General features: G+C 46.2%; 18 protein-coding genes. 14 read left to right on the top strand and 4 right to left on the bottom strand.

From position 1 onward, the window contains the following. Positions 1 to 32 precede the first annotated feature (32 nt). Positions 33 to 623, bottom strand: a complete 591-nt coding sequence (locus IRJ16_RS10870; RefSeq protein ID WP_194111557.1) for an OmpH family outer membrane protein — start codon at positions 621 to 623, stop codon at positions 33 to 35. Positions 624 to 922: 299 nt separating this feature from the next. Between IRJ16_RS10870 and gyrB the strand changes: the two genes are divergently transcribed. The 13 genes from gyrB (at position 923) to IRJ16_RS10805 (ending at position 12,895) form a co-directional block, all read left to right on the top strand. Then, the gene (gene gyrB, locus IRJ16_RS10865) at positions 923 to 2,881 is read left to right on the top strand and encodes a DNA topoisomerase (ATP-hydrolyzing) subunit B (RefSeq protein ID WP_194111556.1); all 1,959 of its coding nucleotides are present in this window, start codon (positions 923 to 925) and stop codon (positions 2,879 to 2,881) included. Between the two features lie 222 nt (positions 2,882 to 3,103). Next, positions 3,104 to 3,691: a PI-PLC domain-containing protein gene (locus IRJ16_RS10860; protein WP_194111555.1), complete on the top strand. Its 588-nt coding sequence runs from the start codon at positions 3,104 to 3,106 to the stop codon at positions 3,689 to 3,691. Then, complete coding sequence (locus IRJ16_RS10855; protein WP_194111554.1) at positions 3,682 to 4,347, top strand: HAD family hydrolase; 666 nt, start codon at positions 3,682 to 3,684, stop codon at positions 4,345 to 4,347. The genes IRJ16_RS10860 and IRJ16_RS10855 overlap by 10 nt, the downstream gene beginning before the upstream one ends. 12 nt (positions 4,348 to 4,359) lie before the next feature. Beyond that, positions 4,360 to 6,504 (top strand): hypothetical protein, encoded by a 2,145-nt coding sequence (locus IRJ16_RS10850; RefSeq protein WP_194111553.1) that lies wholly within the window; start codon positions 4,360 to 4,362, stop codon positions 6,502 to 6,504. 10 nt (positions 6,505 to 6,514) lie between these two features. After that, positions 6,515 to 7,519: a class II aldolase/adducin family protein gene (locus tag IRJ16_RS10845; RefSeq protein WP_194111552.1), complete on the top strand. Its 1,005-nt coding sequence runs from the start codon at positions 6,515 to 6,517 to the stop codon at positions 7,517 to 7,519. Between the two features lie 4 nt (positions 7,520 to 7,523). Further along, the gene (locus tag IRJ16_RS10840) at positions 7,524 to 8,303 is read left to right on the top strand and encodes an NTP transferase domain-containing protein (protein WP_194111551.1); all 780 of its coding nucleotides are present in this window, start codon (positions 7,524 to 7,526) and stop codon (positions 8,301 to 8,303) included. 14 nt (positions 8,304 to 8,317) lie between these two features. Beyond that, positions 8,318 to 9,049, top strand: coding sequence for a glycosyltransferase family protein (locus IRJ16_RS10835; RefSeq protein WP_194111550.1), 732 nt, complete (start codon positions 8,318 to 8,320; stop codon positions 9,047 to 9,049). Then, a complete protein-coding gene (locus tag IRJ16_RS10830; protein WP_194111549.1) occupies positions 9,049 to 9,759 on the top strand; it encodes a glycosyltransferase family 2 protein in 711 nt (236 codons plus the stop codon). Before IRJ16_RS10835 ends, IRJ16_RS10830 begins: the two co-directional genes overlap by 1 nt. Positions 9,760 to 9,870: 111 nt before the next feature. Continuing rightward, positions 9,871 to 10,209 (top strand): PadR family transcriptional regulator, encoded by a 339-nt coding sequence (locus IRJ16_RS10825; protein WP_194111548.1) that lies wholly within the window; start codon positions 9,871 to 9,873, stop codon positions 10,207 to 10,209. After that, entirely contained in the window at positions 10,206 to 10,853 is a 648-nt protein-coding gene (locus IRJ16_RS10820; RefSeq protein ID WP_194111547.1) for a hypothetical protein, read from the top strand. Before IRJ16_RS10825 ends, IRJ16_RS10820 begins: the two co-directional genes overlap by 4 nt. Positions 10,854 to 10,867: 14 nt before the next feature. Continuing rightward, entirely contained in the window at positions 10,868 to 11,536 is a 669-nt protein-coding gene (locus IRJ16_RS10815) for a fatty acid desaturase family protein (RefSeq protein WP_194111546.1), read from the top strand. Beyond that, positions 11,533 to 12,207 (top strand): hypothetical protein, encoded by a 675-nt coding sequence (locus IRJ16_RS10810; protein WP_194111545.1) that lies wholly within the window; start codon positions 11,533 to 11,535, stop codon positions 12,205 to 12,207. The genes IRJ16_RS10815 and IRJ16_RS10810 overlap by 4 nt, the downstream gene beginning before the upstream one ends. Before the next feature lie 7 nt (positions 12,208 to 12,214). Further along, the gene (locus IRJ16_RS10805) at positions 12,215 to 12,895 is read left to right on the top strand and encodes a hypothetical protein (protein ID WP_194111544.1); all 681 of its coding nucleotides are present in this window, start codon (positions 12,215 to 12,217) and stop codon (positions 12,893 to 12,895) included. Positions 12,896 to 13,001: 106 nt separating this feature from the next. Here the strand turns inward: IRJ16_RS10805 and IRJ16_RS10800 are convergent, their stop codons facing one another. From IRJ16_RS10800 to IRJ16_RS10790, 3 genes are all read right to left on the bottom strand, one after another. After that, positions 13,002 to 13,448 carry an aspartyl protease family protein gene (locus IRJ16_RS10800; protein ID WP_194111543.1) on the bottom strand — a complete coding sequence of 149 codons (447 nt, stop codon included), beginning with the start codon at positions 13,446 to 13,448 and terminating at the stop codon, positions 13,002 to 13,004. Between the two features lie 129 nt (positions 13,449 to 13,577). Next, positions 13,578 to 15,848: a translocation and assembly module lipoprotein TamL gene (tamL, locus tag IRJ16_RS10795; RefSeq protein ID WP_194111542.1), complete on the bottom strand. Its 2,271-nt coding sequence runs from the start codon at positions 15,846 to 15,848 to the stop codon at positions 13,578 to 13,580. A 1-nt stretch (position 15,849) separates the two neighbouring features. Continuing rightward, positions 15,850 to 21,180 (bottom strand): translocation/assembly module TamB domain-containing protein, encoded by a 5,331-nt coding sequence (locus tag IRJ16_RS10790; protein ID WP_194111541.1) that lies wholly within the window; start codon positions 21,178 to 21,180, stop codon positions 15,850 to 15,852. A 405-nt stretch (positions 21,181 to 21,585) separates the two neighbouring features. On the opposite strand from IRJ16_RS10790, the gene dnaE reads away from it, so the two are divergent. Next, entirely contained in the window at positions 21,586 to 25,173 is a 3,588-nt protein-coding gene (gene dnaE / locus IRJ16_RS10785; RefSeq protein WP_194111540.1) for a DNA polymerase III subunit alpha, read from the top strand. The last annotated feature ends 13 nt before the right edge of the window (positions 25,174 to 25,186 follow it).

Here is a 25,186-nt window from a genome sequence, read left to right as displayed (position 1 = left end):
GGCATCTTCACTTTGGGTTTATAATTGGTGGTTTATTTTTTGTAAGCGTCGTTCAGTTTTTTAATGAAGTCGGCTGTTACGTCTAAGCTTGGGTCGCCATACAGTACGGTGGTATTACCATTCTGATAGGTCAGGATCAGTTTATAGCCTTTGTCTTTAGCGTAAGTTTTAGTGAAATCAACTATCTTATCGTAAAGTGCCTTGGTCTCGTCTGCAGAAGTATTCTGGAAATCAGCATTAGCTCTTTGTTGGAATTCCTGGAACGAGCCTTGGTCGCGTTGCAGTTTTTGGCCTAAGGCTTGTTGTTGCTCCTGGGTCATGCTGGCTGCATTTTTTTGAGCATCCACATAAGCGCGTTGCAAAGATTGCTGACGAGAGTCTACCTGACCTTTTAACGTTTTGCCTTTTTCCTCTAAACGTTTGCGCATATCAATTGCGGCCTGGTATTTTTCTGATATCGAATCCTGGTTAATGTACACGATGGTCGCTTTGGCATCTACAGGAACTGCTGCAGCAGGAGTTGCAGTTTTAGTTTCGGCAGGTTTTTGGTTGCAGGCAAAAATAGTTGCCGATATCACCAATCCTAAGGTGATCTTTGCTACGTTAGCGGCGCTTTTCTTCATTACTTCTCTAAAATTTTTTTGACAAAGATAAACTTTCAGGTCAAGTTTCCTAATTTTTGGTCAGGAGCCTACAACGACGTTAATTTACCCCTTGTGCAGGGTGCTGCAAATTGCACTGCCGTTGCTTTCCCCTAAATTAAGGGAAAGGCGCTGTTCCTGCCGGAGCGTTAACTTGGATAAGGGGTGACTCTTGTCGATACTGACTTTTACTTAACGGTTTTACACACCCGCCTAATTATCCACAATTAGGTTAATTGCGGTAATTTTCGTATTTTTGAAAGTTATACTTTTATATACTTATGAGCGAAGAGAACGTAGACAGATCCAATTATTCGGCGGATAATATTCAGGTTTTAGAGGGTCTTGAGGCGGTACGTAAAAGGCCGTCGATGTATATCGGCGATACCGGTGTTAAAGGCTTACACCACCTTGTTTATGAGGTGGTTGATAACTCGATAGATGAGGCCCTTGCAGGCTATTGCGATACCATTAATGTAACTATTCACAAAGGCAACTCGGTCACCGTTAAAGATAACGGCCGTGGTATTCCTACCGGTATCAATACAAAAGAAGGCCGCTCGGCGCTGGAGATCGTTATGACGGTATTGCACGCGGGTGGTAAGTTTGATAAGGATACCTACAAAGTATCGGGCGGTTTGCACGGTGTGGGTGTATCCTGCGTTAACGCGTTGTCTATCCACGTGAAAACGGTGGTACATCGCGAGGGTAAGATCTTTACCCAGGAGTACGAGCGTGGTAAGCCGATGTTCCCGGTGAAAGAGATCGGCGTCTCTGATCTGACCGGTACGATCCAAACTTTCCAGCCGGACGACGAGATCTTTACCCAAACTACCGAGTACAAATTTGACACCCTGGCTACCCGTTTACGCGAGTTAGCTTTCTTGAATAAAGGCATCCGCTTGACGTTGACAGACGAGCGTGAATCTAATGAGGATGGTTCTTTTGTGACCGAAGAGTATTTCTCTGAAGGTGGATTAAGGGAGTTTGTTAAATATCTTGATGGTACCCGTACCGCCATCATTCCTGAGCCTATTTACTTAGAAGGTATAAAAAATGGCATCCCGGTAGAACTTGCCCTGCAATACAATGATACTTATAGCGAGAACGTATTCTCGTACGTGAATAACATCAACACCATCGAAGGTGGCACTCACGTAGCAGGTTTCCGTATGGGTTTGACCCGTACGTTGAAAGCTTATGCTGATAAAGAAGGCTTGCTGAAGAACGTGAAGGTTGAAATTACCGGTGATGACTTCCGCGAGGGCTTGACCGCAGTTATCTCGGTTAAAGTTCAGGAGCCTCAGTTCGAAGGTCAGACCAAAACCAAGTTGGGTAACAGCGAGGTGAGCGGCGCGGTTAACGTGGCCGTTGGCGAGATCTTAGGTAATTATCTGGAGGAAAATCCGAAGGAAGCCAAAATGATAGTTCAGAAGGTGATCCTGGCCGCTACTGCACGTGCCGCTGCCCGTAAAGCGCGCGAGATGGTGCAACGTAAATCGGTCATGAGCGGATCTGGCTTGCCGGGTAAGCTGGCCGATTGTGCCAACAGCGATCCTGCAGTTTGCGAGTTATACCTTGTCGAAGGTGACTCGGCGGGTGGTACCGCCAAGCAAGGCCGCAACCGCGATAACCAGGCTATCCTGCCATTACGTGGTAAGATCCTGAACGTGGAGAAAGCCATGGAGCACAAGATCTATGAGAATGAGGAGATCAAGAATATGTTCACCGGCCTTGGTGTAAGCATCGGCACGCCCGAAGATCCTAAGGCTTTGAATATGGCTAAACTGCGTTACCACAAGATCATCATCATGACGGATGCTGACGTGGATGGATCGCACATTACAACGTTGATCCTGACCTTCTTCTTCCGTTATATGAAAGCTCTGGTAGAGGCCGGTTATGTGTACATCGCTACTCCACCATTATATCAGGTTAAAAAAGGTAAAGAGTTTGAATACTGCTGGACGGACCCACAACGTGATGCCGCTATACAACGCCTTAAAGGTGCCGGTAAAGAAGACAGTGTACACGTACAACGTTACAAAGGTTTGGGTGAGATGAACGCCGAGCAATTATGGGATACCACCATGAACCCGGCTACCCGTACCCTGCGCCGCGCAACTATCGATAACGCCGCCGAGTGTGACCACACTTTCAGCATGTTGATGGGTGATGAGGTTGCCCCGCGCCGTGCCTTTATCGAAAAGAACGCTAAATACGCGCGTATCGACTCTTAATTAAGGAATGCGAAAGGCGACCCCGATAGCTATCGGGAGCGAATGATAGAAGTTTTGAACACCCTTGTTGCATAGGCTACAAGGGTGTTATGTTTTAATGGTATTGCCAAGCCGTCTTAAAAAGTCGTTTGATCTGTAACTCTTAGTTTGGTTTTTAAAGATCATCACCAAGCGTCCATTAATTCCTGTATCTTCGGGCATCAAGACCGACGACCGTTGACGATGAAAAATTCACCGCTAATTATAAAGCATCGTATTAATACCACCGAAGCGTTACTGGATACGCCTGTGAAGTACGGTGTAGAATTGGACCTGCGGTCTGACACAAAAGATGTCATTATTCATCATGATGCATTTGATAAGGGCGAACTGTTGGAAGAGTATATCAAGCGTTATCAGCATCAGTTGATCATCCTGAATACCAAGTGCGAAGGGTTAGAGCAAAAGCTGATCGGGATAATGGCCGAGAATAATATCAGCAATTATTTTTTTCTGGATCTGTCGTTGCCATTTTTGGTTAAGACCATTAATGCAGGTTGCTCTAAGGTGGCGGTCAGGTTCTCTGAATACGAGCCATTGGCTTTTGTGAAAAAGTTTGAAGGTAAGGCCGAGTGGGTATGGGTAGATTGTTTTACCAAAAATGTTTTGACCACGGATGTTTACGAATATCTGTCGGCACATTTTAAGATATGTATCGTGTCGCCCGAGTTGCAGGGGCATCCATTGGCATGGATACAGGAATTTAAGAGAGACTTTGCTAACTTTAATATCGATGCTATCTGCACTAAACAGCCGGACCTATGGATGTAAAAACACTGACCGATATTGACCTTACCCATACCGATCTGGTTCTGCTGGATCTGGATAACACGCTATACCACTACCACAGTTGTCATTCTGTTGCTTTAAATATGCTGTGCCGGCAGTTTGCCGATGAACAGGGTGTTGGATACGAGCAGGCTATTGATCTATACAACGCATCCCGACGGACCGTGCATCATACTAACTTGGGTACCGCGGCGTCGCATTCCCGTTTTTTTTACGTGCAATATATGGTCGAGTCGGTTTTGGGACGTACTGATACCGAATTGATTTTAAAATACTATAATTCATATTGGTCCACTTTTATTGCCGAAATGGAATTGCTTGACGGAGCCTTACTGTTTTTACAAGGTTGTCGCGAAAAGAACATCCCGGTAGTACTTGTGACAGATATGACGGCTGAGGTGCAATTCCTCAAGATCCGCCATCTGGGGATCGGGGAGTATTTAACTTATATGGTGACCAGCGAAGAAGCCGGGGTAGAAAAGCCGCACCCTTTTATTTTTGAACTGGCTATCTCTAAAGTTTTAAAAGCTAACATGCAAATAGTCAATATAGCCGTTATCGGCGATGACACTAAAAAGGATAATCACATTTCATCCGTCTATAATATTACTAATTACCATTTAACCGGGCATGCCTAAACCATAGCTGTAATGAGCAATAGCGTCCTACATCAACGTTCATCAAAAGATGTGCTGTTTGCACTGCTAAAGCAAAACCGTAGCTTTCAGATAGGGTTGGGCTTAAAGCTTGTTATCGGCTCGTTGTTCGCGTCAGCTTATCTTACAGAACTGTTCAGCCCATTCATACGCTCGGCAATAAATGGCGATCTGTGGCAGGTTTATAGAAATTTTTATGCGGTAAAGCCTAACGCGTTCCCGTATCCGCCGGTCATGTTATATATATTGTCGGCTTCGCGGTTCATTGGGTCTATTTTCGGGGTTACATCTGGGCCGGCATCTTTTACTGATCTTTTTTTTATCAGGCTGCCGCTGTTGTTTGGCGATATAGTTGTTTTATTAGTGCTAATTAAATGGTTACGTAACGTTAAGGCCGTTGTAAAATGGTACTGGTTCAACCCTATTGTAATTTATATTACATACATCCATGGGCAGTTGGATATATTGCCGACCGCTTTTTTATGCCTGTCGTTATACTATCTGTTCACCAATAGGTTCTATCATTTTGTGGTTTTTTTGGCCATAGCCTGTGCCACTAAATTCCACATTGTACTGGCTATCCCGTTGCTTGCCATTTACATTTATCGGATTAAGCAATTGGATAATAAGGTACTGTTGCGTGGCTCATTATTTTTCTTCGGACTAGTACTCGCGCTTAATTGTCCTTTTATGTTTCAGGATGGGTATATTAAAATGGTGTACCAAAACGCCGAGCAGAATAAAGTGTTCGAGTCGTTCTTTAACCTGTTCGATAATTACCGGTTCATATTTGTCCCTGCTGCCTACATGGTGATCCTGTATCTCATGTTCCAGCTAAAGTTTATCAATAAAGACATCCTGTTGATATTTTTGGCCCTGAGTTTTGGCATCATTACCTTTTTTATCGTTCCGTCACAAGGCTGGTATTTGTGGAACATGCCGTTCTTTATTTACTTCGTCATCCGGTTCTCGGCGCAAGAGAAGTATTTGTTCCTCTTGCTGAACATCACCTATTTTCTGTTCTTTATCATATCGCCCAAGTCCGATCTTCCCCAGGTAGCCCAGCTGATCGTTGCCCGGGCGGCAAGTGCCGGTAATTTGTACAGCGCTCTATTAGCCTACGGCTTTAATGTGGATGTGGTTTTGCAGGTAATGTTTACCCTGTTGCAAACTACGCTTTTGTTGTTCTGTATATCGTTGTTCAGGTTGGGGATATTGCAGATCCGGAAATACAAGATCTATAGCCAGCCATATCTGATAGGTATTTGCGGGGACTCGGCGAGCGGGAAGACCACCTTGTCTAACAGCATCATGGATCTGCTCGGTACACGTAACACGCTGGTGCTAAAAGGCGATGATATGCACCGGTGGGAGCGAGGGCACGAAAAATGGGAGCAGATCACTCATCTAAATCCAAAAGCCAATTGGCTGCACCGGGACCTGGCCGATCTTACGGACCTTAAAGCCGGTAAAAAGATCCAACGCCGCTCATACAATCATACCAGCGGCAAATTTACCGAGGAGGTGAAAGTTAAAGCCCGTCGCGTGATCATTTATGAAGGCCTGCACGCCTTCTACCTGCGCGAAGTGAGTAATATATACGATCTGAAGATATTCATGAGCCCGTCTGAAGAGTTGCGCCGTTACTGGAAGATCCAACGCGATGTGAACGAACGCGGCCATCAGTATCAGGATGTTGTCGACGCGATAGATAAGCGCGTGCCTGATGCCATCGGCCATATCATAGATCAACAGACCGAAGCTGATATCGTATTCTCCATCATTCGTTCGGATAGCATAGGAGTCAATCCCAGTAACGATGAAAAATTCGCTCTAAGAGCCACTTGTGCCAACGACATTTATTTTGAAGGACTTTTAGATGGCCTGATCAACATAGCCGGGTTAAAGATCGGCCACACCATAGACAGGTATAAACAAGTGATGACCTTGGAAGGCGACATCGGCAGCACGCAAGTAAATGAGGTAGCCGAGTCACTGCAATTGAATGTTGAAGAGCTGATAGGTAACGCGCCTTTATGGCAAGATAATTTTTATGGCGTAATGCAATTGTTCGTGCTATATTACATTTTTAACAATCTTAAAAAGACCGGTGTTCTGCTCGGACAAGATGAATTGTAAATAAATTATTATGGTGCAAAATTTAGAGCAGCTGCAATTAATAACAGCCCCATTTAGCCAAAACGGGGAACACGTGCAGGGGCCGGGTGGCAATACCTCTGTCAAGTTGGGCGATGCGATCATGATAAAGGCGTCGGGCTTTACATTTGCCGATGTGGCTGAGGGCACCGGCGCGGTATGGCTTGATAACGGAACTATCGTACAGAACCTGCTATCGAAAGTCAACTCTGGAGATGTGATCTACGAGAACGCAGCCCCGCCGGTGTTAGGCTCCGTCCCCGAAGGTTTAAAGCCATCGATGGAGTTCGAGTTCCACTCCTTGCTTAATAAATTTGTGTTGCACACCCATTCGGTATATGTTAACGTAGTGGCCTGTGCTGTTGAGTGCGGGGAAATATTGGCTGATCTTTTTGATCAGGATGAATATCTGTTGGTGCCCTACGTAACCCCGGGCTTCCCTATTGCTGAATATCTGGTTAAAAACAAGCGGGGCGATCGCTATCCGGCTATTATCGTTCTTAAAAACCACGGCATCATTGTACATGGCGATAATCACCAAACTGTGATCGAAAAATATGATCACTTTATTAATAAGATCAAAGAGCATTATAAACTGCCGGAAATGCCCGGGATCGTTTTAAATAAAATTGATGACGACCGTTTTTCGGTAGATCCGAGTAGTATAGCCGCAAATAATATAAACGTGAATACTTTAGTTGAAACGTTAACCCGAAAGATCCTGATCCCGGATCAGTCTATCTTTTTTAAAGGTAAGGTGTCGTCGTCGACTCAGTTAAGTCCGGGTGTTTACACCGACCTTGCAACAGGCGAAGTGATCTTGCAGGGGAACGAAAAATTTATTTCAGCCTGCAAGACGATGTTGCAAGCCGTGCATTACATTAGCGGCCAAATAGCTGCGAACGGCCTTACCCCTGATCATATCCCCGATGAGCTGATCAGTATTATGCATGGTCTTTCTACAGAACGATATAGGGCCTCGATATTAGAGAAATAGCGTTATGCAAGTTGTTATCCCCATGACGGGCGAAGGCGCCCGCTTTAAAGCCGCCGGTTACCAAACGTTAAAGCCTATGATAACCGTGGGCGGTAAGCCGATTATTGAGTATGTGATAGACATGTTCCCAGGCGCGGACTCGTATATTTTTATTTGTCGCGAAGACCATGATCAGGAATATAATTTCAGCACTTATTTCCCTTCGATCAGCCCCAAAGCAAAGGTAGTAACGGTTAGCGAGCCTTATTTAAAATTGGGGCCTGTCTATGCCGCTTTACAAGCCAAACATTTAATAAATGATAACGAACCCGTGATGCTATCTTATTGCGACTATTTTATGGATTGGGACTTTAATGATTTTACACAGGAGGTTGAACGCTCGGGCGTTGACGGCAGCATAGTTTGCTATCAAGGCTTCCATCCGCATTTACTGCACGAGGGGAACGTATATGCCGGTTGTCGCGTAAATGATCAACTGGAACTGTTAGAGATAAAAGAGAAATTTTCTTTCGAGCAGGATAAAACATTGGGGCAGCATTCCGTTGGCGCTTATTATTTTAGATTAGGGTCTTTAATGAAGCAATATTTTAAAGCCACCATGGACTATGGCGAGGCTTTAAATGGCGAATATTACATCAGTCTGGTTTACCCTTTACTACTGGCAGACGGGTTGAAGGTGGGCGTTTACAACAAAGTGCCGCATTTTTGCCAATGGGGTACGCCGCAAGATCTGGAAGAATTTTTATACTGGCAGTCTATCTTTAAAGAGCACAATTACGCATGATTGTTTTAATACCCATGGCCGGAAAAGGTGAACGGTTTGCCAAAGAAGGTTATACCTTACCCAAGCCAATTTTACCTGTTGACGGCGTGCCGATGGTTGTAAAAGCAGCTCTGGATCTGCCCAAAGCCGACCGATATCTATATGTGATGCTGCGAGAACACACAGAGGTGTACAAGATCCACGAAGTGATCGGCCAGTATATTCCCGATTCTGATTTTGTAATTTTAGATCAGGTTACCGAAGGGCAGGCCTCCACGTGCTTGCTGGCGATGGAACATATAGATGAGCAGACCGATATCATGATCGGCGCTTGCGATAATGGGCTTATTTATGATAGGGACAAATTTGCAGGGCTAAAAAGCAAAGCGGATGTTATCGTGTGCTCCTTTAGGCACAATGCCACCGTGGTTACAAAGCCCAAGCAGTACGGTTGGGTGGCTGTTGATGGAGATGATGTAAACCATGTTTCGGTCAAAAAACCGATCAGTGCCGATCCTTTTAACGACCATGCCGTAGTTGGCGCATTTTGGTTCAGAAACAAGGATGTTTATATGCGATCTGTAGATAGGATGATTGATCAGGACCGCCGCATCAACAATGAATTTTATATAGACGAGTGCATTAACGATGCCGTTGCCCTAGGATACAAAGTAAAAATTTTGGAGGTTGATAAATACATATGTTGGGGAACCCCGAACGATTATGAGACCTATAATTACTGGAAAAGCTATTTCGAAAAATATTGATGATGCAACTGTCTATCGTAATTCCTTGTTATAACGAGTCGGGTAACCTCAGCGCCCTGATCGGCAGATGCGAAAGCCTGGTAACCGACCATCCTGATGTGGAGGTGATTCTGGTGAACAACGGATCTACTGATAACTCTGCGGACCTGATGGCCGAACTGATCGCGAAAACGGGTAAAGCCAATATACGCTCGCATCATGTCGCAGTAAACAAAGGTTATGGACACGGCATATTAGCAGGCTTGCAGCAAGCTACAGCGGATGTGATCTGCTGGACACACGCCGACATGCAGACCGATATTTTTGATTGTGTCAAAGCTTTGGGCATCTATCAAAAGTCTGCGGATCCTTACACTGTTGTAAAAGGCCGCCGAAAGGGCCGCCCTGTCTTCGATAAATTGTTTACATCCTTAATGAGTTTTTATGTACTTTTTAAGTTGGGTAAATACACACCTGATGTTAATGCGCAGCCTAAATTATTCAGTCGGCAATTTTACAGCGAGATAGCCGGCAATGCCCCCGGCGATTTTTCGCTGGACTTGTATTTCTTGGTCAACGCGAAGAGTAAAGGCCGTATCATCGAATTTCCGGTCGATTTTGCTGTGCGAACTGCGGGCGAAGCCAAAGGCGGCAGCGGTGACTTGAAACTGAAGATCAAGCTTACCAAGCGGACGTTAGCCTTTATAAACAAATTCAAGATCGATCAGTAATAACCTCTTGAGGTCGCCATCCCACGCTATCCTGTAGTATCTCATGAGGTAAAGTAAAATTATATACCTAATTATTTTAGGTATATAATTTTACTTTATATATTTGCTTTCATGAACGCTAATCCAATGCTAAAAGGCACACTGCAAACCATCATACTTAAACTGCTGGAAGATAACGGCCGCATGTACGGTTACGAGATCACCCAAAAGGTAAAAGAAGTATCTGCCGGTGAAGTAATGCTGACAGAAGGCGCTTTGTATCCGGCCTTGCATAAGTTAGAAGGAGAGGGCTTATTGCAAACCACCAGCGAGATCGTGGACGGTCGCGCTCGCAAATATTACAGCCTTACCCCGCAAGGCGGCAAAGCCGTTACCAGTAAAATGGAGGAGGCCCGTGCGTTCATCGAACAACTTCAAAATTTGTTAGACCTTAAACCCGCTATCAAATGAAATTGACCTACCAACAAGATGCGGCGGTACGGGAATACCTGAACCGTTATATAAAGTACAACGAGGTTAAGGCCGAAATGTACGACCATGTAATGACCGCGCTGGAACATACTCCTGAAGATTCGGTTTACGGCGAAGCCATGAATACCGTAATGAACGATATCGGTGGCATTAAAGGTTTAAAAGCGATACAACGGTCGGCTAAGCGTACTGTAATTAAAGCGATGGTCAAGCAGTATCTGCAAAGTGGCAAATTGGTGTTGTCATCGTTTTGGATGTTACCTGTGATCTGTATTACTGGGCTGGCCTATTTTATACTGCCTACCGGGCAGCCTTTCATGGAACTTTTCGGGATACCGTTCATGGGTTATTTAACCGGCTCAGGTGTTAGGCTATGGCAGAAAGCTACGCGCGGTTATACCGAGGGTAGCGTAGTAACTGCCGCCTTCGATACGGTCGTTCCCTTCATTCAGTTTTTGCCGGTCACCATCTTGTTGATACCTAAAATGATGTTTTTTAGTTTCGAGTTGCCTTTCCCGCCGGTCGTGTTCGTGAGCATCATTTTTTTATGCCTGCTTCACGTCGCAACAGCTATCAAATTCAGCTCAACGCAATTCGATAAAGCCAATGGCCTTGTCGCTTAAAGACCCCTGATCATATGAAACCAACACCACAGCAAGACACCACCATACGCCAATACCTGCGCGATTCGCTCCGCTACCGCGAAACATACGAGGAAGTTTACGATCACGTACTGACCGCCCTGGAGCAACGCCCCTTCACCGGAACTTTGGAGGAAGCCGTTAACCAGATCCTTCGCGAAGACTTTGGCGGCTACGACCAGATGCGAGCTATGGAGAACGATGCCAAACGCCAGGTGATCAGCGACGGTGTTTCTAAATACCTTAAGTTTTTTGCCAGCTATTTCCGTTGGCCAAGGGTGTTTTACACCTTAGGTGCGGTATTGGTTGTCTATTTTACGCTTGCTCAGGTAAAACTGGAACCTATCGTTTTCGAAGCCATATTTGCTATGGTAGTGTTTACGCCCGGCATCTTATCATTACGCAGGTACTATATTGTTGGTTATATTTTTAAGGATACCAAGCGGTCGATCAGAGATGATGTGTTCAGCAGGATAGCCACGGTTCCTACGCGTCTGGTCGTATTCGTGGGCTTGTTCATTATCATCAATATGGACAAAGGCAAAAATATCTTTGATAACGCCACCCCGCCGGTGCTGACCGCCCTGTACGTGCTATCGGGTGTTTACCTGCTATCGCTTGTTGAGTTGTACAAAGACGAATTTAAACTAAGCATCACCAAATGAAACTGACCCCTGAAGAAATTGCCTGGGTAAGTGATACCCTTAACCTTTACGATATCAAATACCAGGAGATATACGACGAGTTGAAAGACCACATGCTTACCGCCATTGAACGGTTGCGTGCCGGCGGCGACGACCGTGCCGTTAATCTGCTGTGGACCGATGTGCTTAAACAACAATTCCCGGGTTGGTGGCCTTTCGAGGATATCGTTAAGCAATATCAAGGTGCTTACCAGAAAAAGATAAAACGTGCTATGTGGGCCAACTTTAAGCACGCGCTTAATATCGAAACGTTGCCACTATTAATGATCTTGCTGGTCCTTGCGTACTATCTACCGCAAAGTAAGCCGGTCACCATAGTTTTTGCAATAACGTTTTTGATGGTAAGTATAATACCTGTGTTGTACATTTGGTTTAAAGGCAGGGCGATCAAAACCGAGAAACCAAAACGCTCCATGGTTAAAGATCGCGTAGGTAACGTCTCTACTTATCTCATGGTCATTTTTAACTTGCTTTTCAACCTTGTAGGCATGTTAAGTCGCGAGTGGAAAGCTGCTTCTTTTCTTAACCCGGCCAAATATCCACCGGTAGTTTTTGTAGTGATCTTATTTTTCGCGTTCATTTACGCGTTAAGCTGCATCAAGCTTAGTCGCGATGAATTTAAAATAGCCTGATCCCGTTATGAAACTGAACAAAGAACAACTACAGCAGATCAATGCCTTCATCAACAAACGTGGTTTTACTTACTACGACCTGAAGCTGGAGATACTGGACCACATGGCCTGCAAGGTTGAAGAATTGATGACCGCCGATGACAAGATCAGCTTAGATCATGCGATCAGCATGGCGCATGGTGAATTCGGGGTACATGGTTTCAGCGTCTTCGAGGATGCCATGAAAAGCTCCTTGCAAAAGCGGTATTACAAATTGTTCTTTACTACATTCCTGTCCTATCTCAAACCTGTTTATTTGCCCATTTATGCAGGCACTATCTACCTGATGCATTGGTTGGCGGTTCGGTTCAACTCGGCAGAATTAGTGCTGGATATTGCCTGGGGGATGGTCTTTGTACTATTCCTTGCCTATTTACTCACCAACTATTTGCGCGAGCGGAGATTTAAAGGAATGCTTACCAACCAAATGGGTGGCTTTGCCGCTGTAATGATCAATATCCCCCTGCAATTGTTTATCTACCTGCCCGGTAAAGACTCTGATCTGTCGCAGGGTACGGCCGGTATTTTGATGGGCGCATTCCTGGTTTTTTCTATTATTACCTACCTCTGCTTACAACACATGAAGAATACAGTCTTAGATGCTTGCCGCAAATTGGAGGAGCAATATCGGTTGACGGTGGGTAGCTGATATTGTAAACAACTATTTTGGGGTGTCATGGTGAGCTTGTCGAACCATCGCCACTATGTATGTTACGATACAATGTAACGAAGCAACCGCACATCCTTTGACCAGCTCAAGATGACCCCTTTTTCGCTCTCACTTTCAACTTCATCACTTCCTTTCCGTAGTCTATCACCGCTTTATACTTCAGCAAAATATCCCCACCCAAAACGCCTAATACCTCAGGGTGATTTAATTGCCGGTAAGCGATATTGATGGTAGAGAGGTCCAGTACTGCCACCTGCTGATCTTGGATATGCAGGTCGCCGATGAACATATCCGGAATAATGGCCGTGAATGAGGCCATTTCATTGGTCCCTAATCCGGTAGATAGTCTATCGCTTTCGGATATCAGCGCCTCCTCGTGTGCCTCTAACATCGACTTATCAAAAGCAGTGCGCGATGCGCCGGTATCCAGCACTATTTTAAATGTATTCCCATAGATCACAATGTCCAGCAGCGGATGAAAGCCATCGCCATGAAGGTCGATGATCTGGAGTGGGATGGTGTGGACGGGCATGGGCGCAAGATAGGGATTAAGTCTGAAGTCTTGAGTCGAAAGTCTGAAGTCCAATTCATGCTATAACAGCCTTAAGTCCTAAGTCTGGAACTGCGCATGACTTAGGACTTAAGACTTAGAACTTCCGACTTAAAACGGATACCCTATCGCTAAATTGAACACCCCATTGGTCCGGTCGAGCTTAAAGCGTTGCCCGGTGGCGTATGGTTGCAGGATCGGGATACCGTAGTCGGTGCGAAGCACCAATACAGTAACGTCAAAACGCAGACCGAAGCCTACGTCGGCAGCCAGTTGGTTGATGAAGTTCTTGCCGAAAGTGCCGCCTTCTAAGCCGCGTTGCGAGTTCAAATTCCATACGTTACCGGCGTCAACGAACAGCGCTCCGTGTACAATGCTGAACAGGTGCGGGCGGTACTCGATATTAGCCTCTAACTTGATATCGCCCGATTGATCCGGCAGGAAACCTGATGTTTGCACGCCGCCCGTATTGGTTTGCGCCTGGAACGAACCCGGACCGATGGATCTTGCCCTGAAACCACGTAAGCTATTGCTACCGCCAATAAAGAATTGCTGACTGTAAGGCATAATAGTAGAGTTACCGAACGGCACGCCTACCCCCGCCAAAAAACGTGTAGCGATAGAACTTTGCTTGCCCGTTTTATGATAAAAACGGAATTCGTTCTCGAATTTGGCATACTGGTTAAATGGCGTACTGCCTATCTTGCGCACCTTGCCTGCCAACGTATCGGCACCAGTGGCGATACCTAACAACAATGCCGACGTGCTCACCTTGGTATTAAAGTACCAGGTATTGGTGCGGTTATTTTCGGTAGTGTTAGTGAATGTATAACTGTAAGACGGGCCAAAGGTCAGCTGGTTATCGATCACGTGTTTCAACGTTGGGTTACCGGTACGGGCTATGGTGTCCAGATATTCCTGGCTCACATTCCCGGCGCTTACGTAAGTGATATTGGTGATATTTAACTCGTGCGATTTATGGATGTCATCCTTCCAGTTGTAACCAAAAGATCCGCTGAACGAGTTAAGCGAGTACAGTTTCACCCTGTTGGTCATGGAATATTGCAGCGTCAGCTTAGTATGCGGAACGAAAGCCGAAGTATTGGTAAAGTTGATAGGGCTAATAAAACGCGGCCATGACAGGCTGGTATTCACACCGTACTGATACACGTTGTAGCCGCTATTCTGTCCTGATACCTGCACGTCTGTACCACCAAAAGCTGATATGGTCAGCAACTCCGCGCCTTTAAAGGCGTTGCGGTGGCGCCAGCTTACGTTCAGTTGTGTACCGGTAAAGTTGGCCGATGTGGTACGGGTCAGTATCTCGGCCTGTAAGGATTTACGCGGATATGGGGTAAGAAAATAGAAGACATTCAACTTTGGCGAATCCGGCGTAGATACATCCTCGAACCTGTTCTTCACGAATTTGAACGGCCCTAACTCAATAAACCTGTTCAGCGCTTTATTGTGTTCGGTACGGTTGTATACGCTGCCTTTTTCAAACTGTACGGTTTGTTTAAATACAAAATCCCGTACATACTCTCTTTTTTGTACTACAAAATAATTACGGTAAGGCTTCGCTTGGTCCAGCATCAGCGAGGTGTCGCGCAAAGTATAGTTAGGATAAATATAGATGTTGTTGATATCGTACATTTTGCGGCCACGTTCGGATGTTTCAGGCTTTACCTCCACGGTCAGATTTACCTGGTGGTTAACAACAGGGGTATCCACCCTTACGATCAAATTTTCGGGCGAGAAGTAGTAAAAGCCTTCCTCTTTCAATTTGGCATCTATCCGCACACGTTCGCTCTTGATCACGTCCAGATTATATTTATCGCCGGTTTTTAAAAACGTACCTTTTGCCGTACCCGCCACGGCAGTATCCAGATCGGTTTTACCTTTAGGGAAATAGATATTACGAATGCTATAACTCGGGCCGGGCTGAACGTCAAATATCGCCTTGCCGGTTTTACCTTTGCTCACCGTATCGCCACTGGTCTGTGCTTGGAAATAACCTTTATTTTGCAGACGGTTCTGCATAATGTCGCTATTGGTCTGCACGTTCACATCACCAAGTAACACTGGCGGCTCGCCCATGCCGCTCAATAATTTTTGGATAAAGTTGCGGCGGGCGTGGGTTTTATTGTAGATCCAAAGTTTATAACGCAAACCTAAAATACTACTATTAGGCTGTGGGCGCACAAGGTCCTTCATCTCAGCCTCTATTTCGCTGCGTTGATCTTTAGTTGTTTGTTTTTTTGCAGTATCTACTTTTATCTCGGCACCGGTGTACAGTTTTTGGTTCCCTGTAAGATACTTGGTGTTGCTGCAGGCGCTCACAAAGGCCGCTATCACTAATAAATATATAAACCTTTTGCCCATTTTAGTTGGATGATGTGGTTGCGATCTGCTTTTGCTGATCTTGGTCCTCGCGGAAATTATTGTTCAATATGGCCTGCTCGTCATCGGTCGCTTCGTCTTCCTCGTTCGGGGTCGAAGTTTCTTCGGGCGGGGTATCCTGCTTACGTTGCTGCTCGGCTTTGTCCTGCCCGTCCTGGGCTTTTTTATCGGTCGAGTCCTGCTTGGCCTTGTCTATCTCTTTTTGCTGTTTTTCTTTCTCGTTATACTCGCGTTGTTTTGCCCGTTCCTCGGCGGTCTTTTTGCGGAAGAGCTGGCTGAAACGGTTGTAATCTGCAGTCACACTGAAGGCCACGCCGGTCTCCACAACCTGGCCCTGAATTACGATATACTCATCTTTGCGGTAAGCGCGCAAACGGTAACGGCCATCCTTACTTAATTTGTAATTCACCGAAAGGTTACCGGCAATATTGGTCGCTTTTTGGCCCGGCTGATTCTGACCCTCCAGGTTAAAGTTGTTACCCACAGTAACCGTCAAACGGTCATTCAGGAACTGTTTAGACAAGCCAACGTTAAGATCCGTGCGGTTCTGCTGCGTGCCTGTCGAGTAATCCGCGCCCGATTCCAGGTCGAAACTTAAAGCCACACCACCGATCAGGTCGCCTGCCAGTTTATTCAATTGATCCGATAGTAAACTGCTTACGCTATTACGTATAGCGCCATCCACGCCTGTGCTACCGCCCTGACTGGCCAATGGATTGTCACCGATAAAGTGACCTAACACCAGCACGCCCAGTACCTGCTTGTTTAACTCGTTAGGATCTTGCCTTACTTGCGCTAAACGGTTCTCAACGGTATTCACCACGTCCGGCGATACGGTATAGTTGCTATCCGGCAACACAATGTCGAAAGTGATCTTTGGCGACATTAGCTGATCCTTCAAATTCAGGTTAACGTTGAAAGGTAACCTTTGCTTGTACATGGTACGCTGGGTTTCATCGCCGGTCAATTGTTGTTCTACCAGATCTATTGGCGGTACTTTGGCCACATAAACAGCGGTCAAGTCCACAATAGCACTGGTCGGGTCGCCCGTCCAGATGATAGTACTACCATTTTTGAAATCGAACTTACGGTTGACAGTTGCGTATGATAGGGCGTAAGACCCCGAGTTGACGGTATAAGTACCCGTCAGGTTGATCTTGCCGCTTGGGTCTATCCCGGCGTTCAGTTGCGCGTCACCTTTCAGGTGCACCACGTCACCGTTACGCTCATCGATCACAATGTGGAAGGCGGCGTTCTTATCCACGTTCAATTGTGCGGATATATCCATACCGGTAATGTCCGACTTCTTCAGCGAATCTAACTGCTTAGCCAGCATGATCGAGTCGAGCTTAGGTGCGTTGGCATTGGCAAAATAAACCACGCCTTTACGGTCCTCAACCGCCGGGTCATTGGTCGGTAGTACAAAGGTCATATCGGTTTGCTCGTTCACAGTCAGGTTGGCATCCACCTCGGGCTTATCCATGGTGCCGCGTATCTTTACACGGGTATTGATGAACAGCTTGCCATAGAATAGTTTGTTATCCGACTTAGTAGAGTTGACCGCACGGAAATTATCCGCGTTAATATCCAAACCAAAACGGAAATCGGTATAGGTTTTAGTGTAAACCGTACCGCTCACTACGGCTTTATTATTCAGCGAGTCGATCAGGGTAAAGTTGTTAAAGCGAACGCCATCATCGTTAAAGGTGATGCTCTCCTTAGGCATGCGGAAGTACGAGTTAAGCATACTCACATTAAAGCCTACCTCGTTAAAATTGACATCGCCACGCACCACAGGCGCGCTTGGCGTACCGGTGATCTTCATTTGACCGGTAATGTTGCCGCTTGCCCTGCGGATAGCCCCAAAACTGAAGCCCTCGATGCTCTTCATATTCAAGGTAACGATGTTCAGGCTCATATCCATCCTGCTTTCAGGCGCGGTGTAGTAAAGGCCATCTAACGTAACCTGGTTGCCTTTGCCCGTGATATTGACGTTGGCCGCAAATGCATTAGCTGTTTGGTTATTTACCTTGATCGCAATGTTACCAACGGTATCGCCTTTAAAGCTAAAATCGCCTATGTTGATACCCGCAGTAAATTGCGGCGACGCTTGCAGGTTACTTACCTCGGCTTTACCGTTGATGGTACCACCTACCAGCAAGGTATCCTGCTGGGCCATTTTGGTCAGCGTTTCTATTTTAAAATTTGTGAAGGCAACCGTAAGCGGCGAGTTATACTCAGGTGTGTTACTGTTGATACTCAATGTTTGCCCGGCGTTGGATATGGCGAAGTCTTTCGCCAAAATACCTTTACCACCAAATTGTAAGGCATTGGTCGGGCTAACTGTCCACGGGGTATAATCCAGCAACAGGCCATTAGGCAACAGGCTGAACTGATATTCGTTCTGCAAAGCCGCGAACACCCCAGCTATACGGAAGCGCTCTTTTTTATCAGCATCGCGCACCTGCACATTCAGGTTCAGCTTATTATCCTTAGCACTACCGGTTATGCTTGGGTAAAGCAGTTTAAGCGATGTACCGGCGTCAATTTCATCAACGGTCAGCGCGTAGTTGAGCGCATTATTATTGGTGTTAACGTTCAGTTTTCCATTGGTCACCACGTTAGTGCCGTAAACCACTTTAGGGATGGTACCGTTAACGGTCAACTCGCCGGTATTGCTGTCAAAACGGCCATTAATGTTCACAGGATCTAAGGTCTTAAGATTTGGAACAAATTTGCTAACCAGCGGGGTTTTTACCATCGTTAAACCAAAAGTGAATTGCTGGGGCGAGTAAGCCGGTTTGATAGGCTTGTTATTTTTGATCTTAGCGCGGTTGGCCGAATCTATTTTAGCTCTTGCTGCTGCTGTAGCGCCACCGGCTGCGTCGGTATTGTAATACTTGTTGATCACATCCTGCAAGGCTGTACCCACCTCGGTCAATTTATACTTACCGGCCATGCGGGCTTTCAGCATTGGCAATTTCAGGTATAAGGTGCTGCTATCCGCTGTCGCGGTCGACTTTAACGTAACGGTATCCAAAGCGATGCGTTCGCCTTTATTCACAAGCAACATATCTGTCAGGCTGATATCGGCATTCAGGTAGTCGGGATCAGCGGTAGGTACATCCGCGATCAGCTTACCGTGAAAACGCATCGGGTCTTTAACGAACTTTAAAGCTTGCAGGTTGATGCTATCAACTAACAGCGTAGCATTTACCGCCGGATATTTCTGGGTCATATCGGCTTTAGCATTCAACGCGAAGTTGATGTTAGGGTCTTTCATCCTGGCCGTTACATCATACTTGCCATTAGATGCAGTGCCTTTCATCACCAGGTCTTTGTAATTGTAGCCTTTTACGTAAACGCTTTTTACATCGCCCTCAAATTGTAAACTCAAATTTTTAGGGTCGATACCGGTTCCGCGTACTTTAGCATTAGCAGTAACACGACCGACCATTTGCGGTTGCTTGGTTAGCGCGCCAACGTTAACGTCTTTCAATTTTACGTTAGCATTGTAAGTCTCGCGGCCTTTGCGTGCGCCGTTGAAGATGGCATTCAGGTCGACAGCACCTAAGTTGGTGCGCAGTTGCATATTGGCCTTAAAGTTCTTAATGCCGCCTTTAAAAGTGCCCTTAAGGTTGATATTCTCCGGGACGCTCACACTTGCCGGGATGGTACCCTTAGGAGCCAAACGGAAAATATCGCCGCGGGTAGTAGTAAAGTCTTTCAGGTCCAGATCAAAGGTGGCTTTGTTCACATCAGGCAGGCCGCGCATGTAGGCAGTTGCTTTGATGTGCGTACGGCCCATACCACTGATCTCGATGTTCGGGATCTTCAGGTCGCTCACTTTGCCGGTCACCTTTCCATCGATCTTAAATACCGATCCAGGCGAACTTTTGAACGGCTCCATGGATGCCATGGTTGGCATCAGCAATAGCACATCACGTAAGCCTAATTTACTGCCATCCAGATCGGCATTGATGCCAAGTGAACCAACATCCTTGCTGATCGCATCTAATGATGGATAACTCACCTCTACCGATTTTTGAAGCGTTGTATTCGGGGTCTCCAACAACAGGTCTTTCAGGTAAGCACCTTTTGGCCCATATAAAAACGTGGTATGGAAAGTGTTGATCTTTAAACCACTCTTTTCATTAAACGCTAAATTCTCTATACGACCAGCGATGGTATCCGGACTGTAAGAAAGGCCTTTTATCTCGGTGGTCAGGCCTTTAATATCCATGTGGCCGTAATCTAAACCACGGGCGATAGGTTTTTGCGCGTTGTTATCAAATTTGATATCATCGTTATTGAATGTCATGCGCTCTAAGCGAACCCGCCAAGGTTTATTGGAGTTAGGCGCGGTCACCAACGTGTCTATCTTTTTAGCGGTCTTAACAACGGCTTCCGCGACAGTGGTCGGTTTATTCAAGATCAGTCCGGCTTTGGTGTCGTTAAGGGCGATGTTCTTAATGCCGATGCGCTGGTTCTTTAGGTCGATGTCGTCCATCTCTACCAGCAATTTGCCCAAGTCCATCTTGGTGCTCATCTCTTTGCTACGATAGTCAAGTTTAATGCGGGAGATATCGACAGTCCCAATATCCAGCGTCATATCCAACGGAGCGGTAGCGGTATCTACAGTAGCTGCCTGCGCAATAGACGAACCTTGAGGCGTTTGGATGATCTTCGCGTTCACATCCGAAAGGTTGATCTTAGGGATGCTGAATTTCATCTTATCCAGGTCAAAATCTTTGATGCGAGTATCAAAGTGACCTAATAAAAACTTCACATCGTTGCCGGTAGTAAGGTCTTTGTAAGAGATGTTGATCTTGTCGAGGATGATCTTATCCAGCGATATCACCATACCTGCCGAAGTATCTTTAGGCGCAGGCTCTGTCTTTGGTCCGCCGGCAAAGGCTTTAATGATGTAATCGAAATTAAAGACGCTATCCTGTCCGCGATACACTTTAGCAGTAATACCTTTTAGATTGATCTCGTTCACCTCTACTTTGTTGTTAAGCAACTTAAGCAGACTGATATCTACCTTTAACTTCTCGCCGGCGATCAGTGTGTCTTTTTTCTGGTCCTCAAAGTAAACGTTCTCCAGCACGATCAGCTTAGGCAAGCCCAGGCTGATGTGGCCGATCTGTACCTTGGTCTTGATCTTATCCTGCAAAAACGTAACTGCCTTATCTTTGGCAAAATTTTGCACGGAGGGTACCTGTAGCAGCACTACGATCAGCAGTACCAATATCAATACGCTCGCAATTATCCAGAGGATGGTCTTAAGGGCTATGCGTCCAAATTTTTCCAATTTGTAATTATTTCAAAGGGTGATGTACATGTTGCGTCGCCTGCAGGGTTGTCACGGCAAATATGGGATAGAACTAAAACTAAAAGTTGTACTCTGAATTTGCAGACGTCAGACTTTTTAACAACAGAGCTTGTTAGATGTTTTTAAAATAGGACAAGTTTTTTAGATGAAAACCTGCTTTTATGACTTATTCGATAGGGACATAGATGGCGAAGGTAGCCGACTACTACTCCACAAACAAATATACTAAAAATATTAGTCACTTTTAAATATTCCGTTGGAAATAATTTATACCGTCTCCTCAAGGTCAAAAGATATTCCACACTTATCAACACCACTGCCTGCCGATCGGTTTTTTGGTAGATTTGTTCTCCGCAACGATATAGTGCTAACGATAATTCTATTATGCCCGATTTTTCTCATTTACACGTACATACGCAATTTTCACTCTTAGACGGCGCTGCCGATATCAGCAAGCTTTATAAAAAAGCTGCCGCCGACGGGATGAAGGCATTGGCCATTACCGACCACGGTAACATGTTCGGCGTGTTCAAGTTCGTAGCCGAAGCGGGTAAGCATAACGTGAAGCCGATCGTTGGTTGCGAGTTTTACGTGGTTGATGACCGCCATAAAAAACAGTTCACTAAAGAGAATAAGGACGTACGCCGTCACCAGTTATTTTTGGCTAAGAATGCCCAGGGTTATAAGAACTTAGTGAAACTTTGCTCGCTGGGTTATATGGAGGGTTTGTACAGTAAATGGCCCCGTATTGATAAGGAGCTGATACTGAAGTATCACGAAGGACTGATCGCTACTACTTGCTGTATCGGGGCATCGGTACCGCAGGCTATTTTGAAAGGAACCGAAGAGGAAGCTGAAGCGGAATTTAAATGGTGGCTGGATCTGTTCGGCGAGGATTACTATATCGAACTGCAACGTCACGAGATCAACGAGCAGACCATCATCAACAATACGCTGCTTAAGTACGCTAAAAAGCATAACGTTAAGGTTATCTGCTCTAACGATTCGCACTATGTGGATCAGCAGGATAGCAACGCGCACGATATTCTGCTGTGTGTGAACACCGGCGATATGCAGAGCACCCCCATCATGACGGATGAGGACACCAGCAGCAAGGGCAAACGTTTCGGTTTCCCTAATGATCAGTTCTACTTTAAGACCCAGGCTGAGATGGGCAAGCTGTTCCATGATCTGCCCGAATCGCTGGATAACACTAATGAGATCGTAGATAAGGTGGACGTGCTGAAACTGAAGCGCGACATCATGCTCCCCAATTATCCTATCCCGCCCGAGTTTAAGATACACGACGGTGCAGAATCGGACACGCTGAACCAGTGGGAGTACCTGAAGCATTTAACTTTTACCGGCGCTAAAGAACGCTATATCGATATCAGTCCCGAGGCAGAGGAGCGGATCAACTTTGAGCTGTTCACCATCCGTACCATGGGTTTCGCGGGGTACTTCCTCATCGTGGCCGACTTTATTAAAGCCGGGCGTGATATGGGCGTATTCATCGGGCCGGGCCGTGGATCGGCAGCGGGATCAGTGGTTGCCTACTGCATCGGCATCACCAATATCGACCCGATCAAGTATAACCTCCTGTTCGAGAGGTTCCTGAACCCCGATCGTAAATCGATGCCCGATATCGATACCGACTTTGACGACGAGGGTCGCCAAAAAGTTATCGATTACGTAGTTGACAAATACGGCAAGAACCAGGTAGCCCAGATCATTACCTACGGTAGCATGGCCGCCCGTACCAGTATACAGGACGTAGGCCGGGTACTTGATCTGCCATTGGCCGAGGTGAACCAATTGAAAAAACTGGTGCCCGACACCTTGGGTATCAACTTGAAGCAGGCTATTGAGCAAGTTCCCGAATTGCAGGAGATACACAAGAGCAAAGAGCTTAGGGGTATCGTGCTGCGCGAGGCCGAGAAGCTGGAAGGTTCTATCCGTAACACAGGTGTGCACGCAGCGGGTATCATTATTGCGCCCGACGACCTGACCAATATCGTGCCGGTGGCTACTGCGAAAGACTCGGACCTGTTGGTGACCCAATACGACGGGCGTGTGATCGAGGACGCGGGCGTTATCAAGATGGACTTTTTGGGTCTTAAGACCCTGACCATCATTAAAGGCGCGCTCCGAATGATCAAGCAGAACCATGGCGAAGATATCGACATTGACCTGTTGCCGCTGACGGATCAGCTTACCTTTGAGCTTTACCAACGTGGCGATACCAACGGTACGTTCCAATTCGAGAGTGACGGTATGCAGATGTACCTGCGTGAGCTTAAGCCCGATAAGTTTGAGGATCTGATTGCCATGAACGCCCTTTACCGCCCAGGCCCTATCGAATACATCCCCAACTTTATTGCCCGTAAGCACGGCAGGGAACCGATCACTTATGACGTTCCGGATATGGAGGAATACCTGTCCGAGAGTTATGGCATCACCGTGTACCAGGAGCAGGTGATGCTCTTATCGCAAAAATTGGCCGGCTTTAGTAAGGGCGATGCCGACGTTCTGCGTAAGGCGATGGGTAAAAAGCAGATAGAGGTACTGAACAAGATGGAGGCCCAGTTTATGGACGGCGCCATGGCTAAAGGCCATCCTAAAGATAAACTTACCAAGATATGGACCGACTGGAAGGCTTTTGCCCAGTACGCGTTCAATAAATCGCACTCTACCTGCTACGCGCTGGTTGCTTACCAAACCGCCTGGTTAAAAGCCCATTATCCGGCCGAATACATGGCATCGGTATTGAATAACCAGAACAGTATAGATAAGATATCCTTCTTTATGGAGGAGTGCCGCCGCATGGGCGTGCCGGTATTGGGGCCTTGTATCAATGAAAGTGATAATGCCTTTGCCGTGAATAAAAAAGGCGAGATCCGCTTTGGTCTTTCAGGTGTGAAAGGTGTAGGTGAAAAAGCCGTGGAGAGCATCATAGAGGAGCGTGAAACTAACGGTCCGTATGCTACGGTTTACGATTTTGCCCAGCGGAGCAACGTGCGCGCGGTCAACAAAAAATCGTATGAGAACCTGGTTTATGGCGGGGGCTTCGACTGCTTTGGGATGAAACGTGCGCAGTTCTTTGCCAAGACCGATGTTGGTCTGTTAAACGGTATCGAACGTTTGATCAAATATTCTAATGATTATCAGAATACACAAAGCACATCGCAATCGTCGCTATTTGGTGGCGAGATGGCATCTTACGTGCCGGAGCCAACCTTACCTGAGTCTGAAGAATGGCCGCTGATCGAACGTTTGAAATACGAGCGTGACGTGATCGGGATCTACCTGACGGGGCACCCCCTGGATAACTATAAACTGGAAATGGCCCGTTACTGCAACAGTAAAGTATCGGACCTAAAGCTGATGGTTAAAGCCCGCTCTGCTGAGGGTGGTGAAGATACCTTAGCTGCCTTTAACGATCTGCGCCGTAAAGGTGAGTTAGCTATCGGAGGCTTAATGGTGAACGTGCAGCATAAAACCACCAAGACAGGTAAGCCATTCGGCACATTCGTTTTGGAGGATTATAACGATAGTTATGAGTTTGCCCTTTTTGGCGATGATTATATCAAATTTAAGAACCTGCTGGGTGAAGGGTACTTTGTGCAGTTAAGAGGCAGCATCGAAGAAAAGTTCCGTCAGAAAGATAACTGGGACCTGCGTATCGGCAGTATCAATCTGTTGACCGAACTGCGGGATAAATTTACTAAGTCGGTTACCGTGATATTAGACCTGTTCTCGTTAAGCGATCAGCTGTTGGAGGAATTGGAGAACATTGTAAAGGTCAACAACGAACGTTACGAGAACCGTAACTGCTCGCTCCGTTTCCAGGTGCGCGATCGAGAGGATGCTTTGCTGGTAGAGATGCCATCCAAAGCCTACAAAGTTAACCCAAGCGATGACCTGCTGGAAGAATTATTGAACCTGACGAACATAGAGCCAATGCTCACCTAACACATCAACCTAA

The organism is Mucilaginibacter myungsuensis, assembly GCF_015222005.1.
In the GTDB taxonomy this organism is placed as follows: Bacteria; Bacteroidota; Bacteroidia; order Sphingobacteriales; family Sphingobacteriaceae; genus Mucilaginibacter; species Mucilaginibacter myungsuensis.
The sequence above is the reverse complement of the archived record's forward strand: the minus strand, read 5'-3'. Positions and strand labels throughout refer to the sequence as shown.

What these genes read in the sequence shown, in the direction of transcription:
- IRJ16_RS10820 (WP_194111547.1), top strand. Translation starts at nt 10,206, where the DNA reads ATGAAATTGACCTACCAACAAGATGCGGCGGTACGGGAATACCTGAAC.
- IRJ16_RS10850 (WP_194111553.1), top strand. Translation starts at nt 4,360, where the DNA reads ATGAGCAATAGCGTCCTACATCAACGTTCATCAAAAGATGTGCTGTTT.
- gyrB (WP_194111556.1), top strand. Translation starts at nt 923, where the DNA reads ATGAGCGAAGAGAACGTAGACAGATCCAATTATTCGGCGGATAATATT.
- IRJ16_RS10825 (WP_194111548.1), top strand. Translation starts at nt 9,871, where the DNA reads ATGAACGCTAATCCAATGCTAAAAGGCACACTGCAAACCATCATACTT.
- IRJ16_RS10815 (WP_194111546.1), top strand. Translation starts at nt 10,868, where the DNA reads ATGAAACCAACACCACAGCAAGACACCACCATACGCCAATACCTGCGC.
- dnaE (WP_194111540.1), top strand. Translation starts at nt 21,586, where the DNA reads ATGCCCGATTTTTCTCATTTACACGTACATACGCAATTTTCACTCTTA.
- IRJ16_RS10860 (WP_194111555.1), top strand. Translation starts at nt 3,104, where the DNA reads ATGAAAAATTCACCGCTAATTATAAAGCATCGTATTAATACCACCGAA.
- IRJ16_RS10840 (WP_194111551.1), top strand. Translation starts at nt 7,524, where the DNA reads ATGCAAGTTGTTATCCCCATGACGGGCGAAGGCGCCCGCTTTAAAGCC.
- IRJ16_RS10855 (WP_194111554.1), top strand. Translation starts at nt 3,682, where the DNA reads ATGGATGTAAAAACACTGACCGATATTGACCTTACCCATACCGATCTG.
- tamL (WP_194111542.1), bottom strand. Translation starts at nt 15,848, where the DNA reads ATGGGCAAAAGGTTTATATATTTATTAGTGATAGCGGCCTTTGTGAGC.
- IRJ16_RS10810 (WP_194111545.1), top strand. Translation starts at nt 11,533, where the DNA reads ATGAAACTGACCCCTGAAGAAATTGCCTGGGTAAGTGATACCCTTAAC.
- IRJ16_RS10830 (WP_194111549.1), top strand. Translation starts at nt 9,049, where the DNA reads ATGATGCAACTGTCTATCGTAATTCCTTGTTATAACGAGTCGGGTAAC.
- IRJ16_RS10800 (WP_194111543.1), bottom strand. Translation starts at nt 13,448, where the DNA reads ATGCCCGTCCACACCATCCCACTCCAGATCATCGACCTTCATGGCGAT.
- IRJ16_RS10835 (WP_194111550.1), top strand. Translation starts at nt 8,318, where the DNA reads ATGGCCGGAAAAGGTGAACGGTTTGCCAAAGAAGGTTATACCTTACCC.
- IRJ16_RS10805 (WP_194111544.1), top strand. Translation starts at nt 12,215, where the DNA reads ATGAAACTGAACAAAGAACAACTACAGCAGATCAATGCCTTCATCAAC.
- IRJ16_RS10870 (WP_194111557.1), bottom strand. Translation starts at nt 623, where the DNA reads ATGAAGAAAAGCGCCGCTAACGTAGCAAAGATCACCTTAGGATTGGTG.
- IRJ16_RS10845 (WP_194111552.1), top strand. Translation starts at nt 6,515, where the DNA reads ATGGTGCAAAATTTAGAGCAGCTGCAATTAATAACAGCCCCATTTAGC.